This is a genomic window from Enterobacter sp. Tr-810, from assembly GCF_011752765.1.
GTDB lineage: Bacteria > Pseudomonadota > Gammaproteobacteria > Enterobacterales > Enterobacteriaceae > Enterobacter > Enterobacter soli.
In genome coordinates this window covers 120,608-135,977 of the sequence record NZ_VWWW01000005.1, presented here as the reverse complement: position 1 = coordinate 135,977, position 15,370 = coordinate 120,608, and the positions used below count along the sequence as shown (strand labels likewise).

Below are 15,370 nucleotides of genomic sequence, written 5' to 3'. Positions count from 1 at the left end.
CCAGAGCTCATCTGGCGCTGGATAGCATTACGAAAACGCCGGAACAGTTAATGCGGTTCGGCGACCTTCCCCAACAGGAAGATGTGTAAGAAGATCGGCTGCATCCAGCAACCCCACATCCGAATTCACCCCCAGCTTCACCATGGCATTAAACTTATGTGCCCGGATCGTTTTAATATTGCGTTCAAGCTGGGTCGCGATTTCCGGGATGGAGTACCCAAAAGACATAAAACGCAAAATAGCCCGCTCGGTAGGACTCAACAGCCGGTTATGGCTCACGTACCAGTGATTGAGCATATTGTCATTCACACGCCGGGTTTCACTCAGCAATGCCGACAGTTCATCCAGTAGCTCAATCAGCGGAACCGCTTTGTTGATGATGCCGTGAAGACGGGATGGAAAAAGGTGGCTAACCAGCTTCGCCTCCATCTCATCAGATGCCAATACAATCCGCTGTATATCGTTATGAGTCAGGGCAAGCTCCCGCATACAGGAAAGACAATTCCGGCGTTCTTCACGCGCATCTGAGAGTGAATAAATAACCGAAAAAAAGGAAGTATGGGAAAATGCAGCTTTTAAACTATCGGCACATGTAAACAGATGCAGCTTATAATCACTGAGTTGTGGCATAGCGAAGAGATGCATCAGCCCAATCGCACTCATTGTGCAATTTTCGATGAGGGCGATATGTCTTGTTGCAGTGGTCTTTTCCATTCCTCAAACTCCCCATAGGCTGACATCAGACTCAGCTCTCTCATTCCCTGTACACTGCTGATCCATGCGTACATGTCCGCATTACTGCGCAATGACAACCGTCGCATGGCACTGTTTTTTTGAGCACTGATCGTTTTGTTGCTCTTCTTGAGCAATGTAGCAATTTGATTAATTCCCCAACCTTTACCCAGCAGACGCAGTACCTTACGTTCCGAATGGGTTAGCGCGATAAACGATTCACTCTTTTCACCGAACTCCTGGGAATCCGGCGTGAGTAAGGTTTGGCTTATTCGCTCGGCACGTTCTCTGCCAGCACGAATCGCAGTAATGACGCCTTCTATCGGTTCCATATCGGACAATAGCGTTGTTTCAGGCCGCATGAGCAGCTCAACCGCGCTTGCGTAAAGCGGACGAGAAACCAGGAATATCCAGTGGATCCCCCGGTATTGATTTAACAACCCATAATATTGCTCAAGGGTGCCGCGCGGGTTCCTGTAATCACCAGAAATATCCGCAATAATAACGTCAGCCCTGCGCAGCTGAAGCAACGTGAGTTCTTGTAACGAACAACAATAGGTCAGTTCATAGTCAGGGAAATTACGTGCCATTACCCCGCCCAGGCCAGACTGCATAACAGGTATCTTGCTGATGACTACTCCGTGTTTACCATTCAATGGCAACATAGATCCTCCGAATCCTTTCTTTTACTAAATAGTGTTAAACGCATTCAGATAAATGTTTATTCATTCCTGAATGAAAAGACGATTTTTACTGGCAGATATTAAGATAAAGCTCGATGGTATAAGAATTGCCCCAAACAGGTCTAATATCTCACAAATAGAAATAAATTTTAATTACACTACCGTTATAATATTGAAAATATAAAATTAGCAAAACTAAATATATAATTTGAATATTCCAGAATTAAATATTCAAATTACGAATGATTATTCGCCTGACGCCCCGGCACATCATCGCTGCAACTCTTTGCACAAATCTTGATCTGACCCAGAGCCAGCGATCCCGCACTTTGTGCTAAAAGTAAACATTCAGGGCCATCAGGCAAGCAATCCTTCTTCTTTTCAGGGTAAACATGCAGGCAGATCAGTCAACGCAACGTGCCGTAACGCGGCTATGTATTCAGTGTGGGCTTTTTCTATTACAACACGGTGCAGAAAGCGCCCTGGTGGAAGAACTCTCTACTCGTCTTGGGCTGGCGTTAGGGATGGACAGCGTAGAAAGCTCCATCTCCTCCAACGCCATTGTGCTAACGACGATTAAAGACGGTCAATGCTTAACCTCAACCCGCAAAAACCACGATCGCGGCATTAACATGCACGTCGTCACCGAGGTGCAGCACATTGTTATCCTCGCTGAGCACAAGCTGCTGGATTTGCACGAGATAGAAAAACGCTTCAACCAAATCAAACCGTTACGTTACCCTCGCTGGGCTGTGGTGTTGATGGTTGGGCTCTCCTGCGCCTGTTTTTGCAAACTGAATAATGGCGGCTGGGACGGAGCAGTCATCACCTTTTTCGCCAGCAGTATTGCCATGTATGTTCGCCAGCTTCTGACACACCGGCAGTTGCACCCGCAAATTAACTTTTGCATCACCGCCTTTGTCGCGACAACCGTGTCAGGTTTGCTGCTGCGCCTGCCCACGTTCGCCAGCACGCCGACCATTGCAATGGCAGCCAGCGTATTGCTGCTGGTGCCGGGGTTCCCGTTGATAAACTCCGTTGCCGATATGTTTAAAGGGCACATCAATACCGGCCTCGCACGATGGGCTATAGCCAGCTTGCTGACCCTGGCAACCTGTATCGGCGTAGTAATGGCAATGACACTGTGGGGGTTACGGGGATGGGCGTGATTGATTTTCTGTTAGCACTGGCCCAGGACATGGTTCTGGCCGCCATTCCTGCCGTTGGCTTTGCCATGGTGTTCAACGTGCCGCGTCGGGCGTTACCCTGGTGTGCCCTGCTGGGTGCTATCGGCCACGGTTCGCGCATGGTCATGATGACAACGGGCTTTAACATCGAATGGTCGACCTTTATGGCCTCGATGCTGGTCGGCTGCATTGGCATTCAGTGGTCGCGCTGGTATCTGGCACATCCGAAGGTCTTCACCGTGGCGGCGGTTATCCCCATGTTCCCGGGTATTTCAGCCTACACAGCGATGATTTCGGCGGTGAAAATCAGCCACTTCGGCTACAGCGAGCCGCAAATGATCCTGCTGCTCAGTAATTTCCTCAAAGCCTCATCCATTGTCGGCGCGCTCTCCATCGGGCTGTCTATCCCTGGATTATGGCTGTATCGCAAGCGCCCGCGCGTTTGATTTGTGTTCTCGCGCTGCCGTGGTGATAATCCCTGCATTCCGTTTGGTGACGATAAGGAAATGAAGTGGCTAACCCTGGCAGCGAATTCCCCGACCACAATGAAGGCAGCCTGAAGGATAAAATTTTTCACAGCGCCATCGAGCTTTTTGCCGAGTATGGGCTGAACGGCGCCCGCATGGAACAGATTGCGGAAAAGGCAGGCACCACCAAACGCATGGTGGTGTACCACTTCAAAAACAAAGAAAATCTCTATCTACTGGCGCTGGAGCACGTTTATACGCAAATCCGCGCCAGTGAAAAAGAGCTGAGCCTGGCTGGAATGCCGCCTGTTGAAGCGCTGGTGCACCTGGTTGAGTCCACCTTTGATTATCACGCCGACCACCCGGACTACATCCGTATTATCTGCATGGAAAACATGCAGCGCGGCCGCTTTATGCAGCAGTCGAGCTACCTGCGTCAGGTCAACCGCAGTGCGCTGGAACTTCTCGCCGGGATCCTGCAACGCGGAAAAGAAAAGCAGCTGTTTAATCAGACGGTAGACGCGCGCGATCTTCACCGTCTTATCAGCAGTTTTAGCTTCCACTACGTTGCTAACAGCTACACCTTTACGCTGCTGTTTGAAGATGGCGCAGACGAGCAGGCGCAACGCCAGCACTATCGTAAAATGGCAGTTCAGGTGGCGCTCCGCTATACCTGCCCATAAAATAGCTTGCAATTATATCGTGCACTACCTATATTCATCTCATGAACGCAAAAACGAACGACACCACCCCCGCGCTGCTGCTGGATAACCAGCTCTGTTTTGCCCTTTACTCGGCAAACCTGGCGCTTAACAAGCTGTACCGGCAACTGCTGGCACCGCTTAACCTGACCTACCCACAATACCTGGTGATGCTGGTGCTGTGGGAGCAGGATGATATTACGGTGTCGGAGATTGGCGAACGTTTGTTTCTTGATTCCGCCACGCTCACGCCTTTGCTGAAACGTCTGGAGAGCGCCGGGCTGATTAACCGCCATCGCTCCCGTAAAGATGAACGTCAGGTTGTGGTAACCCTGAGCGACGCGGGAAGTAGCCTGCAACAACAGGCCGTAGGTATTCCGCAGGCGGTGGGTTGTGCGGCAAAATGTGATACCGCCACCCTGGCAGAGCTTAAGCAACAGCTTGAACTTTTGCGACAACAGCTACAGCGCGCGTAAGGCTATACTTTACGCGTATTTATTTACATATATATATCGCACGCTATTTAATAGCACGTATAAATGCAAGATGAGGAACCTGCCATGTCTTTAGAAAAAGTTGTCTACACTGCCAAAGCAAAAGCAACCGGAGGCCGCGATGGCCGTGCAACCTCTTCCGACGGCGTACTGGATGTGAAACTGGGTGTGCCAAAAGAGATGGGCGGCATGGGTGGTGAAGTGACTAACCCGGAACAGCTTTTCGCAGCCGGCTATTCTGCCTGCTTCCTGGGTGCGATGAAGTTCGTTGCAGCCCGCGATAAATTCTCCCTGCCGAAAGATGCGTTTATCGAAGGCGAAGTGGGTATTGGCCCGCTGCCAACTGGTTTTGGTATCGAAGCGAAACTTAACATTCACGTTGAAGGTATGGATGCAGCCGAAGCGAAAAAACTGGTTGATGCTGCGCATATTGTTTGCCCGTACTCTAACGCCACTCGCGGCAATATCGACGTGACGCTGAATATCATCGCGTAATCACGGCCGATTGGTTCCCTCTACCGGTGGGTTGAGGGATCCCCACAAAAAATACGAGCACGGAAGGCTCCCTCTCCATTTTGGGGAGAGGGTTGGGGTGAGGGGGAACATACGGCTGTAGTGGTTACTCCGTTCACTTTATGTTCCTTGCTACTCTGTCACCACAATACCCATGAACGTGCCAGGGTAGCTCACCGCCGCTACCCTGGCGACCCGGGCTCCCGGTGGGAGAGGGTCACCTGCACTTTCCCCCTCCATCCCCTCTTCCTCTCTGTGCTACCATAAGCCCATATCACGCCCGTAGTAATCAGTAGAGAAAGTGTTATGTCTTCCAGAATCCTGACCACCAGCATTGCGGGTATCGATGCGTTTATGCACGATCCCCGTGGTGTACTGACCAACGCCGAAAACGGCACGCTCGCGGTATTCGCTGATAACGCACCCGCGTTTTATGCGATCACGCCTGAACGTCTGGCGCAGCTGTTGGATCTCGAAGCGCGTCTGTCGCGCCCAGCGAGCGATGTGACTCTGGATAACCAGTTCTTTGAAGAGCCGGGAAGCGCCCCGGTCGCCGTGCCGATGGGGAAATTTGCCATGTACGCCGGATGGCAACCTGACGCCGATTTCCAGCGCCAGGCCGCGTTATGGGGGATTGCGCTCGCGCAAACCGTTACCCCCGAAGAGCTGGCGGCATTCACCGCCTACTGGCAGGCTGAAGGCAAAGTGTTCCATCATGTCCAGTGGCAGCAAAAACTTGCGCGCAGCATTCAGATGAACCGCGCCAGTAACGGCGGCCAGCCAAAGCGCGATATCAACGCCTTTTCCGAACCAGACAAACAGATCCCCAATGGATTCCGAGGTGCTAAATGAAAAACGTCGGCGACCTGATGAAACGTCTGCAAAAAATGATGCCTGCCAATGTCAAACCCGCGTTTACGACCGGTGAAGAACTTCTGGCCTGGCAGAAAGAGCAAGGTGAAATCCGCGCCGCTGCCCTCGCCCGTGAAAACCGGGCCATGAAAATGCAGCGCACGTTCAACCGCTCCGGCATCCGCCCGCTGCACCAGAACTGCTCGTTTGAAAACTACAAAGTGGAATCACAGGGGCAGATGAACGCCCTGGCCGCCGCACGTCAGTATGTAGACGAATTCGACGGTAACATCGCCAGCTTCATTTTCAGCGGTAAGCCCGGCACCGGGAAAAATCATCTTGCAGCCGCCATCTGTAACGAGCTGCTGCTGCGCGGTAAATCGGTGCTGATTATCACTGTGGCCGATATCATGTCCGCCATGAAAGACACCTTCAGCAACCGCGAAACCAGCGAAGAACAGCTGCTTAACGACCTGAGTAACGTCGATTTACTGGTCATTGATGAGATTGGCGTTCAGACCGAATCTCGCTATGAAAAGGTGATCATCAACCAGATTGTCGACCGCCGTTCCTCGTCAAAACGCCCAACCGGAATGCTGACTAACCACAATATCGACGAAATGACCCGTCTGCTGGGTGAACGCGTGATGGATCGTATGAAGCTCGGTAACAGCCTGTATGTCATCTTTGACTGGGATAGTTATCGCAGTCGCGTTACCGGCAAAGAGTATTAGGAAATTTCCAGGAAATACCGGCGCGACAAGAGGTATATACTGACTCCACTTTCGGCCCAAAACGGGCTTTGTTCGAGTAAGCAATTATGAAAAAACACGTTCTTCTCAGCACAGTATTAGGCGCGCTGCTGGTATCCGGCGTTGCGCAGGCCGCATCATGGCAAGATTCACTGACCAGCGCCGCCAACGAGCTTACCAAAGAGAGCAGCAGCAGCTCTCAGGGTGGCCTGTCCGCCTCTTCCCTCACCAGCTTGTTAGGTAGCAGCAGCCAGAGCCTGAGCGCAGGCACCATGAACAACGCGGCAGGTATTCTGGAATATTGCGCGAAGCAAAAACTGGCTTCCGTGACCGACACCCAGAACATTAAAAACCAGGTGCTTGGCAAACTGGGTCTGGATACGCAGGAGCAAAAACAAGATACCAACTATATGGACGGTATTCAGGGCCTGCTGAATGCGCAAAACGGCCAGCAGCTTAACCTCAGCACCCTCGGTAACTCTTCGCTGGCGAAAGAAGTGAAAACCAAAGCCTGCGATCTGGTGCTGAAACAGGGCATGAATTTCATCTCCTGATCGACCCCATTTTCTGCCACAACACGCCGCGTTTAATACGTTAGTCTTACAACGCGGCGCTAAATGAGCGTTTTCACCACCTGCCACAGTCTCAGCGTCCGCCAGCCAGGATGCGACCGCCTTCAAAAAATTGGTTTTCTAAACCAAATCCTAACAACAGCACATTTTAGTGACACTAAAATTGCAGCTAGACGACATCGCAATTACATTGTATTACCAAAAAATAACCAGTTAGCCAGCTAAGCGCCTGGCGTCATGAGGATATGCTGTTGTCAGAGTTAATGTCCCTAACCCTTTTTCTTGCCTCCGTGGGCGTCTACGCCTGGAAAGCCGGACGCAACACCTGGTGGTTTATCGCCACGCTGGTGGTGCTTGGTATTTTTATTGTTCTCAACATTACCTTATATGCGAGCGATTACTTTACGGGCGACGGCATTAATGACGCGGTGCTTTATACTCTGACGAACAGCCTGACTGGCGCTGGTGTTGGTAAGTACATACTTCCTGGCCTGGGTATTGTGGTATCGCTGGTCGTCATCTTCAGTGCGCTTGCCTGGGTACTGCGTCGTCGCCGGCATCATCCACATCATTTTGGCTACAGCCTGCTGGCGTTGTTCCTGGCACTGGCCTCAGTGGATGCCAGCCCGGCCTTCCACCAAATCACCGAGCTGGTCAAATCCCAGTCGCGCGATGGCGATCCTGATTTTGCTGCGTACTACAAAGAGCCGTCGAAGAAAATCGCCAGTCCGAAGCTCAATCTGGTTTACATCTACGGTGAGAGCCTGGAGCGGACCTACTTTGATAACGACGCGTTCCCGAATCTGACTCCCGACCTTGGCCCGCTGAAAGACGAAGGTCTTGATTTCAGCCACACCATGCAGTTACCCGGCACCGATTACACCATCGCCGGGATGGTCGCGTCCCAGTGTGGTATTCCGCTGTTTGCCCCGTTTGAAGGCAACGCGTCGGCGTCCATGTCGAGCTTCTTCCCGCAGAATATCTGTCTTGGCGATATCCTGAAAAACTCCGGCTACGAAAATTATTTCGTGCAGGGCGCTAACCTGCGTTTTGCCGGGAAAGACGTGTTCCTGAAATCACACGGTTTTGATCATCTTTATGGCTCAGAAGAGTTAAAAACCACGGTAGCCGACCCCACCTATCGTAACGACTGGGGCTTCTACGACGATACCGTGCTGGATGAAACCTGGAAGAAATTTGAAGAACTTTCCCGCTCAGGCCAGCGCTTCTCGCTGTTCGCCCTGACGGTGGATACACACCATCCTGACGGATTTGTGTCCCGCACCTGTCAGCGCAAAAGCTACGAAATCGACGGTAAAAACAATAAGTCCTTTAGCGCCGTAACGTGCAGCCAGGAACATATCGCCGCGCTGATCGAAAAAATCAAATCCTCACCCTATTTTAAAAATACGGTGATTGTTGTCTCCTCTGACCATCTGGCGATGAAAAACAGCGCATGGGATGAGCTCAACAAACAGGACCGTAGCAATCTGTTCTTCATTCTGCGTGGCGACCAGCCGCAGCAGGATGTGATTGCCACCAAACGTAACTCGATGGATAACGGCGCCACCGTGCTGGATATCCTGGGCGGCGATAACTTTATTGGCCTGGGCCGCAGCACCCTGTCCGGGCAGTCGCTGTCGGAAGTGTTCCTCAACATGAAGGAAAAAATCCTCGCGTGGAAGCCGGATATCATCCGCCTGTGGAACTTCCCGAAAGAGATGAAAGACTTCACCATCGATCAGCAGAAAGGCATGATTGCCTTCTCGGGCAGCCATTTCCGCCTGCCGCTGTTGCTTCGCGTGTCGGATAACCGCGTAGAGCCGCTGCCGGAAAGTGAATACTCTGCGCCACTGCGTTACCAGCTGGCGGATTTCGCCCCGCGCGATAACTTCGTCTGGGTAGACCAATGCTACAAAATGGGCCAGCTCTGGTCGCAGCCGCTGTCGCTCTCAACCGACTGGTGTGTCTCCCAGGGGCAGCTTGGTGGGGAACAGATCGTTCAGCACGTCGATAAAGCCCAGTGGAAAGGTAAAACCGCCTTTAAAGATACGGTCATCGACACAGCCCGCTACCAGCGCAACGTCGACATGCTGAAAATCGTCGACAACGATATTCGTTATAAAGCCGACAGCTTTATCTTTAACGTGGCCGGCGCGCCGGAAGAGGTGAAGCAGTTCAGCGGGATCTCGCGCCCTGAATCCTGGGGTCGCTGGTCCAATGCCCAGTTGGGTGATGAAGTGAAAATCGAATACGCCCATCCGCTACCGGAAAAATTCGATCTGGTGATCACCGCGAAGGCATTTGGCCCTAACGCCCATCATCCAATCCCGGTGCGGGTCGGTGATACCGTTCAGGCGCTGACGCTCGGCAATGATGTCACCACCACCACGCTGCATTTCGACAACCCGTCGCGCAGCAATACCCTGGTCATTGCGCCGCCAGACCCGCAGTCTACCAATGAAGGCAATATCCTCGGCCACTCGCCACGTAAGCTGGGTATCGGGATGGTAGAAATCAAAATTGTGAGCAACGAAGGTTAATCACACTCCGCGCCCGGCATCGTGTCGGGCGCACAAAGCACCGCTCAAAATCCTATAGATAATTTATAAATCAGATTAAAACTCTTTATATAAGACAAATTTATTTATAAATATCCTGGGACACTCCCTATCCCTACACTGCGTAACTCATCAACTTACGACGAGAACTCACGCAACCCCATCATGTTAACTGGCTACAAATTCGAATCCATCCGGGCATTACATACTGAAAATGTGATTGCCTGGGAAATGTTGTCCACGGCAAAACCGCACGTCAATCTTGAGCACTACTTCAGAGCGATGTCCTTTGCCCAGCGTAAACAGCATTTTTTTACCCAGCTTCGTCATGCAATGAACTGCAACGCGCGGGGGAAATATTACCTGAACGCTACCTCCGATCTGCTGCTGGAAGAGGACTTCTACACCCGCCTGATCCTGGAAACACCGCGCCCGGAACTGCTTGCCATCGAAGTGACCGATCTTGAGCAAATCGTGCAGCTCAACCAGAAAGACACCCGCACCCTGCGCCAGCGGATAGCGTCCCTGCGCCAGTGGGGAGTTGAGGTGTGGGCGGACGATGTTTACGAAGCCATTTTGCCGCAGCTGCTGGCCTGCCAGTTTTTATTCTACGGCGTAAAAATCGACAAACAGGCGTTCTGGTCCGGCAGGACGGAAACAGAACACTTCCTGCACCTGACGCAGCGCTGCAAATCGCTGGCCAGCAAGGTGCTGATTGAAGGCATTGAAACCTTTGCCGACTTTGCACTTGCCCGCGCCAGCGCGGCGGATTACGGCCAGGGTTACCTGTGGAATAAGTAAATGAACATGTCTCACACCACACACGCCGATTATCAAATCATCATTCTGAGCGACAACTATTTCCTGTGGCTCGGCCTTAAAGCGCTTATTTCGACGATGATGGCCCCCCGGCCAGATATTTTCTGGAGCAATGGCGTAAGCCCGGAAAGCATTCTGCGAATGCGCGAACAGGTCATGAAAAGTTCGCCCTATAAACACAGTCTGGTTTTTACCGAAGCCTCGCGAGTCAATGACATCCAGATCTACCTGCCTTCTGAGCGGGTGAAAGTGATGCCGACCAACCTGTCGGTGTCGCAGCTGATCCTGCGCTTAAGCACTGAAAATTTCACCAACGCAAGCGTACCCAACGCCACCCTGACCCGTTCAGAGCTGCGGGTCTGCACGCTTATCAGCAAAGGGATAAGCCTGGTGCGCATCGCACAGCTGCTGAACAAATCGCCCAAAACCATCTACACCCACAAGCGTAATGCGATGACAAAATTCCACTGCCACACCCTGGCGGAGTTTCACCGCAAAATCTGCCTGCTGGAACAGCAGTCGCTCTATTTTTAACGGAAAAAGACCATGAAACTTGTCCCCGCGCTGTTCTGCTGCACCACGCTTTTACTTCCTGCCACGGTGATGTCTGCGGATACCACCGCAACGGCGACCATGCACGTCACGCTCGAAGTCGTAAAATCCTGCACCATTAACGCCAACGACCTGAATTTTTCGCGTCACAGTTCTGATGAAACCGCTGAGATTCAGGCCAGTACGCAACTTAACGTCACCTGCACCAATGGCACTCCGTTTACCCTCTCAGCCCTCAGCCGTGACACCAGCGAAAACGGCACCTTTTGGCTAAAACCGGATGACTCCGGCAGCGGCGCGCAGAGCATCGCCTGGAAACTCTACGCCGACGAAAACAAACAGACCCAGATAACCGGCAGCGAGGGGCTCACCGGAACCGGTAACGGTCAGGAGCAATCGGAAACCCTGTATGGCGTGATTGAGGCAGGCGCACTCGCGACCGCTCAGGCAGGCTCATACAGCGATGACATCACCCTGAATCTGGTGTACTGAACATGCGACGCCCTTTTCTTCTGGTAGCCCTGTGGCTGCTGACGCTGATGCTGCTCTCACGCTACGCGCTTGCCGCAACCCTTCAGGTTGCGCCGGTGACGCTGGATCTGGACAACGATCAGCGGGCCACGGCGCTGTACCTCACCAACAGTGGCAACACCCCCATCCATGCGCAGATCCGCGTCTATGACTGGACGCAGGAAAACGGCCAGGATCGCCTCACCCAGACGGATGCTGTGGTCAGCAGCCCGGCCATGACCAGCCTGGCGCCCGGCCAGCAGCAGCTGGTGCGCATCATTGTTTTGCAGCCTGGCGCACGCGCGCAGGAGCAGAGCTATCGCCTGGTGATTGATGAGCTACCGGCCGAGGCGCCTGACGCGTCGCACCGCAATGCGGTGCACTTCCTGCTGCGCTACTCCATCCCGGTGTTTATCGCCGGGATTCTGGCACCCGGCAGCAACGACAGCGCCCTGCGCTGCGAAGTGGCCAGCTCCGGCGCCACCATCCAGTGCCATAACACCGGTGACCACCATATTCGTCTGAGCAACGTGCAGGCTCTGGCAGCTGATGGGCAGGTCGTCGAAACACTGAAAGGCCTGGCAGGCTACGTGCTGCCGGGGCAGATGTATGTCCTTACACTCAAGAAGACTCCACGCCATCCGCTCAGCGCGTTGCGGGCCTGGCTCAATGAAAACCACCAGCCCAGCAAGATTGATTTACGCCCGTTTACTGCTGGCGTTACTTCTCTGGCTCGCGATAGTGCACTCAGCCCGCGCTGAGCCCCTGGCTGAGCAAACGCAGTGGCTGACCATCACCCTGAATCACGCAGAGCGCGACGGGCTTTGGGCCTGCCGCGTGGCGGGTGATGCGCTGTGGATAGCCCGCAGCGATATCAAAAAACTGGGGCTGCGGGCACCGGCGGATAACCACGAGTGGATTGAGCTGTCGGCACTGCCCGGTGTGCAGGTCAGCGTGGATGCGCTGGCGCAACAGGCGACGATCCTGGCGAGCGCCAGCGCGCTGGATAATCAACAACATCTGGTCAGTGAAGCCCCTGAGCATATGTCCGGCTATCCGCTGGCCGAACCCATCAGCGCCCTGACGCTGGCTTACTCACTGTATGCCAGCGAAACTTATGCTGCCCGTCAGGCCAGCGCGCAAACCACGCTCACCGCCTCCGGCGTGATGCCCGGTGTGCTGAGCAGCAGTTTTTCCAGCCGCGCGGGGGATGAGAGCAGCAGCACGAACACGCGGCTGATGACGCAATGGCAATGGGATAACCCGGCGTCGCTCACCAGTCTGACGCTTGGGGATAGCATCACCACCGGCACAAGCTGGAGCCGCCAGGTCCGCTTTGGCGGGCTTCATTTCGCGCGGAACTTCCAGCTCAATCCGCAGCTCAACACCGCGCCGCGGGCGCAATACAGCGACAGCGTGGTGTTACCTTCAACGGTCGATCTCTATATTGACGGACTAAAGCAGAGCAGCCAGAACGTTGCGCCGGGCGACTACCTCCTGGACACCCTTCCCACATTTACCGGTAGCGGGCAGACGCAGGTTGTGGTCACCGATATCAACGGGCAGCGCCGTACCGTGCTGCTCGATCTGTACGGTGCGCCGGGAATGCTGGCCGAAGGGCTGAGCAGCGGCGCACTGGATCTTGGCTGGGCCCGGCAAAACTACGCGGTACGCTCAGACGATTATGCCGCTTCGCCAATGCTCGATTCAGGCTGGCGTTACGGCGTAAACAACCATCTGACGCTGGCGCTGCATACCGAGCAGCAGCGCAGAATGCATAACGCCGGTATCGGCAGCGACTGGCTGATTTCCCCCCGGGCTGGCATTGTCAGCCAGCATATTGCCTACAGCGACAGTCAGTACGGCCAGGGCATAAAATGGGGGACGGGCTGGCAATGGAACGGCAACGGCACGGGCATTTCTGCCAGCACCGTTCGCAGTGAGGAAAACTTTGCCGATAATGCCCGCATGAGCGGGACTTTGCCCGCCAGACGCAGCGATACCCTGTGGGTTAGCCATTCGTTTCGCCACGCTGGCACTCTGGGTGCGGGTTGGGTGCAGCAAAATCTGCAAGGCAGCAAACAGCGCTATCTCAACGCCTCCTGGTCCGCAACGCTCCCGTTGCAAATCTCGGCCACGCTGAGCTACACCCGCTCTCTCTCAGACGCCAGCCATACCGTTCAGCTGATGATGACCATTCCGTTTGGCAGCCACGATACCCTCTCCGTGCAGGCGAGCCGTAATACTCCCCGGCTGGATTATCGCCATCAACCGAACGAACAAACCGGCGGCTGGTCGTGGCAGGCGGGGCAATCCTTTGGTGAAAACGGCGAAAAGTATGCCGATGTGGGTAACCTGAGCCGCTACGGTGAATGGCACATCGGGATGGAAAGGGGCGACCATACCCGCAGCCAGTATGCCACCGGCGAAGGCAGCCTGACGCTGCTTGATAGTACCCTTCACGCATTGCGCTACAACGAGCAAGGGCTGGCGCTGATCTCCACGCGCGGTATCGGCCATGTCCCTGTGCTGCTGGAAAACAGACCAGCAGGTGAAACCGATGACGAAGGCTATCTGCTGCTGACCGACCTGCCGCGCTACCACAACAGTAAAGTGACCATCGATCCGCTGAGCCTGCCTGCGGATGTGATGACCCCGGTGACTAATATCTACGCCCGGCCCGGCACGGCGACGGCGGTGAAAGTCGATTTCGATGTGCATCACGCGGTGTCCGTGCAGGCCCGGCTGGTCAATTCCCGGCACCAGCCCTTGCCGATGGGTAGCGTTGTCTCCACGCCACGCGGGGCAACCATCGTTGGGCGCGATGGCTTTATCTGGCTCGAAGATCCCCCGCTCCCCGGCGAACTGGTGGTAACAATGGCTCAGGGGACATGCCACGTCGCCCTTCTCCCAACGCTGTCATCGGCATCACGCTTCAACCTCGGAGAGCAACCATGCCGGTAAAAACGCTGATTTTCCTGATACTGTTCACGCCGCTGCACGCTCTGGCCATGAGCTGCTGGATGACATCCGGGGCGGACATAAACTTCGGCAATATGGTGGCAGGGGAAGCCGTCTCAGCCAGTACAAAAGTGAAATTCAGCTGCCAGGCCGACTACGGCACCACGCAGTACATCAATGTCTGTCTGAGCAGTACCGACACCCCGCCGTTTCAGATGATGTCGGTGGGCGATGGCCAGGGAAAGCAATACACCCTGCTGTTCCGGATATTCAGCGCCACCGACCGTGCGCAGGAACTTAGCCTGCCCACCAGCGGCAACCTGATGCAGCAAACCCTGGTTGCGGCCAGCAACACAACCGTCAGCGGCAGTTTCCCGTTGCTCGCCACCATTCCTGGCGGGCAAAGCCAGCTCCCGGCTCGCAGCTATTTCAAATACAACATGGATTTGCGTATCGCCTGGCACAGCGCCAGCTCGCAGGAAACGTTAAAAAGCTGCCAGGACGGCTCTGCTGACGGCGAACAAATCCAGGGCTCCAGCCGGGCAGAAGCAACCCTTACGGACGGGTGTTTCATTCAGCGTGTCACCCCACTCAACTTTGGCACGCTCACCAGCTCTGCCACACTCAGCGCCAGCCGTTCGACCGCCACCCTTACGGCACGCTGCCCGGCGGGAACCGCCTTTTCGCTTGGCCTGAGCACGGGCGCGCACTCCAGCGGTAACCAACGCCAGGTCTGTAACAACACAGGACAGTGTCTGCGCTACGGGCTGTGGCAGGACGCCAGCGCTACACAAAGCTGGGGAGATCAAAGCAGCGGTAACACGATGAATGTGTCAAACGAACAAGGAGGAACTCAGAGCTACAGCATCTACGGAGTGGTCCCCGCACAGCCTCTGACCGGCACAGGGGAGTTCAGCGATGACGTGGTGGTAACGCTCACTTATTAATCTGAATAAAAACCCGCCTGGATCAATGTTATCGGTAACAAGTCAGTTAAAATAATAACCTGACCTG

The 15,370-nt window shown here is 54.3% G+C and carries 17 protein-coding genes; 15 read left to right on the top strand and 2 right to left on the bottom strand.

Annotation, left to right across the window (positions count from 1 at the left end; translation table 11 throughout):
- Nucleotides 1–27 precede the first annotated feature (27 nt).
- Nucleotides 28–663: a DNA-binding transcriptional activator BglJ gene (bglJ, locus tag F3J30_RS15445; protein WP_166717933.1), complete on the bottom strand. Its 636-nt coding sequence runs from the start codon at nt 661–663 to the stop codon at nt 28–30.
- On the bottom strand, nt 660–1,397 hold the full coding sequence (locus tag F3J30_RS15440) for a LuxR C-terminal-related transcriptional regulator (protein WP_014068785.1): 738 nt from the start codon (nt 1,395–1,397) through the stop codon (nt 660–662). Before F3J30_RS15440 ends, bglJ begins: the two co-directional genes overlap by 4 nt.
- A gap of 410 nt (nt 1,398–1,807) precedes the next feature.
- Between F3J30_RS15440 and F3J30_RS15435 the strand changes: the two genes are divergently transcribed.
- From F3J30_RS15435 to F3J30_RS15365, 15 genes are all read left to right on the top strand, one after another.
- Complete coding sequence (locus F3J30_RS15435; protein ID WP_166717815.1) at nt 1,808–2,584, top strand: threonine/serine exporter ThrE family protein; 777 nt, start codon at nt 1,808–1,810, stop codon at nt 2,582–2,584.
- A complete protein-coding gene (locus F3J30_RS15430) occupies nt 2,575–3,048 on the top strand; it encodes a threonine/serine exporter (RefSeq protein ID WP_014068783.1) in 474 nt (157 codons plus the stop codon). Before F3J30_RS15435 ends, F3J30_RS15430 begins: the two co-directional genes overlap by 10 nt.
- Before the next feature lie 65 nt (nt 3,049–3,113).
- On the top strand, nt 3,114–3,752 hold the full coding sequence (locus F3J30_RS15425) for a TetR family transcriptional regulator (protein ID WP_166717814.1): 639 nt from the start codon (nt 3,114–3,116) through the stop codon (nt 3,750–3,752).
- Between the two features lie 41 nt (nt 3,753–3,793).
- Nucleotides 3,794–4,246, top strand: coding sequence for a MarR family transcriptional regulator (locus tag F3J30_RS15420; RefSeq protein WP_014068781.1), 453 nt, complete (start codon nt 3,794–3,796; stop codon nt 4,244–4,246).
- Nucleotides 4,247–4,330: 84 nt separating this feature from the next.
- Entirely contained in the window at nt 4,331–4,759 is a 429-nt protein-coding gene (locus F3J30_RS15415) for an organic hydroperoxide resistance protein (RefSeq protein ID WP_014068780.1), read from the top strand.
- 324 nt (nt 4,760–5,083) lie between these two features.
- A complete protein-coding gene (dnaT, locus tag F3J30_RS15410; protein ID WP_166717813.1) occupies nt 5,084–5,629 on the top strand; it encodes a primosomal protein DnaT in 546 nt (181 codons plus the stop codon).
- Nucleotides 5,626–6,363, top strand: a complete 738-nt coding sequence (gene dnaC / locus F3J30_RS15405) for a DNA replication protein DnaC (RefSeq protein ID WP_166717812.1) — start codon at nt 5,626–5,628, stop codon at nt 6,361–6,363. Before dnaT ends, dnaC begins: the two co-directional genes overlap by 4 nt.
- A gap of 86 nt (nt 6,364–6,449) precedes the next feature.
- On the top strand, nt 6,450–6,935 hold the full coding sequence (locus F3J30_RS15400) for a DUF2501 domain-containing protein (protein ID WP_014068777.1): 486 nt from the start codon (nt 6,450–6,452) through the stop codon (nt 6,933–6,935).
- A gap of 269 nt (nt 6,936–7,204) precedes the next feature.
- Nucleotides 7,205–9,496 (top strand): phosphatidylglycerol--membrane-oligosaccharide glycerophosphotransferase, encoded by a 2,292-nt coding sequence (opgB, locus tag F3J30_RS15395; protein WP_166717811.1) that lies wholly within the window; start codon nt 7,205–7,207, stop codon nt 9,494–9,496.
- Nucleotides 9,497–9,679: 183 nt separating this feature from the next.
- On the top strand, nt 9,680–10,315 hold the full coding sequence (locus tag F3J30_RS15390) for an EAL domain-containing protein (RefSeq protein WP_166717810.1): 636 nt from the start codon (nt 9,680–9,682) through the stop codon (nt 10,313–10,315).
- A complete protein-coding gene (locus tag F3J30_RS15385) occupies nt 10,316–10,867 on the top strand; it encodes a helix-turn-helix transcriptional regulator (protein ID WP_166717809.1) in 552 nt (183 codons plus the stop codon). It abuts the gene before it with no gap.
- Between the two features lie 12 nt (nt 10,868–10,879).
- Nucleotides 10,880–11,377, top strand: coding sequence for a spore coat protein U domain-containing protein (locus tag F3J30_RS15380; protein WP_014068773.1), 498 nt, complete (start codon nt 10,880–10,882; stop codon nt 11,375–11,377).
- 2 nt (nt 11,378–11,379) lie between these two features.
- Nucleotides 11,380–12,156 (top strand): fimbria/pilus periplasmic chaperone, encoded by a 777-nt coding sequence (locus F3J30_RS15375; RefSeq protein ID WP_166717808.1) that lies wholly within the window; start codon nt 11,380–11,382, stop codon nt 12,154–12,156.
- Nucleotides 12,065–14,359 (top strand): fimbria/pilus outer membrane usher protein, encoded by a 2,295-nt coding sequence (locus F3J30_RS15370; protein WP_247650593.1) that lies wholly within the window; start codon nt 12,065–12,067, stop codon nt 14,357–14,359. Before F3J30_RS15375 ends, F3J30_RS15370 begins: the two co-directional genes overlap by 92 nt.
- Entirely contained in the window at nt 14,350–15,303 is a 954-nt protein-coding gene (locus F3J30_RS15365) for a spore coat protein U domain-containing protein (RefSeq protein WP_166717807.1), read from the top strand. Before F3J30_RS15370 ends, F3J30_RS15365 begins: the two co-directional genes overlap by 10 nt.
- Nucleotides 15,304–15,370 lie beyond the last annotated feature (67 nt).

Excerpts from the sequence above, each read along its gene's own strand:
- bglJ (WP_166717933.1), bottom strand. The coding sequence starts at position 663 with ATGAGTGCGATTGGGCTGATGCATCTCTTCGCTATGCCACAACTCAGT.
- F3J30_RS15440 (WP_014068785.1), bottom strand. The coding sequence starts at position 1,397 with ATGTTGCCATTGAATGGTAAACACGGAGTAGTCATCAGCAAGATACCT.
- F3J30_RS15435 (WP_166717815.1), top strand. The coding sequence starts at position 1,808 with ATGCAGGCAGATCAGTCAACGCAACGTGCCGTAACGCGGCTATGTATT.
- F3J30_RS15430 (WP_014068783.1), top strand. The coding sequence starts at position 2,575 with ATGGGCGTGATTGATTTTCTGTTAGCACTGGCCCAGGACATGGTTCTG.
- F3J30_RS15420 (WP_014068781.1), top strand. The coding sequence starts at position 3,794 with ATGAACGCAAAAACGAACGACACCACCCCCGCGCTGCTGCTGGATAAC.
- F3J30_RS15415 (WP_014068780.1), top strand. The coding sequence starts at position 4,331 with ATGTCTTTAGAAAAAGTTGTCTACACTGCCAAAGCAAAAGCAACCGGA.
- dnaT (WP_166717813.1), top strand. The coding sequence starts at position 5,084 with ATGTCTTCCAGAATCCTGACCACCAGCATTGCGGGTATCGATGCGTTT.
- dnaC (WP_166717812.1), top strand. The coding sequence starts at position 5,626 with ATGAAAAACGTCGGCGACCTGATGAAACGTCTGCAAAAAATGATGCCT.
- F3J30_RS15400 (WP_014068777.1), top strand. The coding sequence starts at position 6,450 with ATGAAAAAACACGTTCTTCTCAGCACAGTATTAGGCGCGCTGCTGGTA.
- F3J30_RS15390 (WP_166717810.1), top strand. The coding sequence starts at position 9,680 with ATGTTAACTGGCTACAAATTCGAATCCATCCGGGCATTACATACTGAA.
- F3J30_RS15385 (WP_166717809.1), top strand. The coding sequence starts at position 10,316 with ATGAACATGTCTCACACCACACACGCCGATTATCAAATCATCATTCTG.
- F3J30_RS15380 (WP_014068773.1), top strand. The coding sequence starts at position 10,880 with ATGAAACTTGTCCCCGCGCTGTTCTGCTGCACCACGCTTTTACTTCCT.
- F3J30_RS15375 (WP_166717808.1), top strand. The coding sequence starts at position 11,380 with ATGCGACGCCCTTTTCTTCTGGTAGCCCTGTGGCTGCTGACGCTGATG.
- F3J30_RS15370 (WP_247650593.1), top strand. The coding sequence starts at position 12,065 with ATGAAAACCACCAGCCCAGCAAGATTGATTTACGCCCGTTTACTGCTG.
- F3J30_RS15365 (WP_166717807.1), top strand. The coding sequence starts at position 14,350 with ATGCCGGTAAAAACGCTGATTTTCCTGATACTGTTCACGCCGCTGCAC.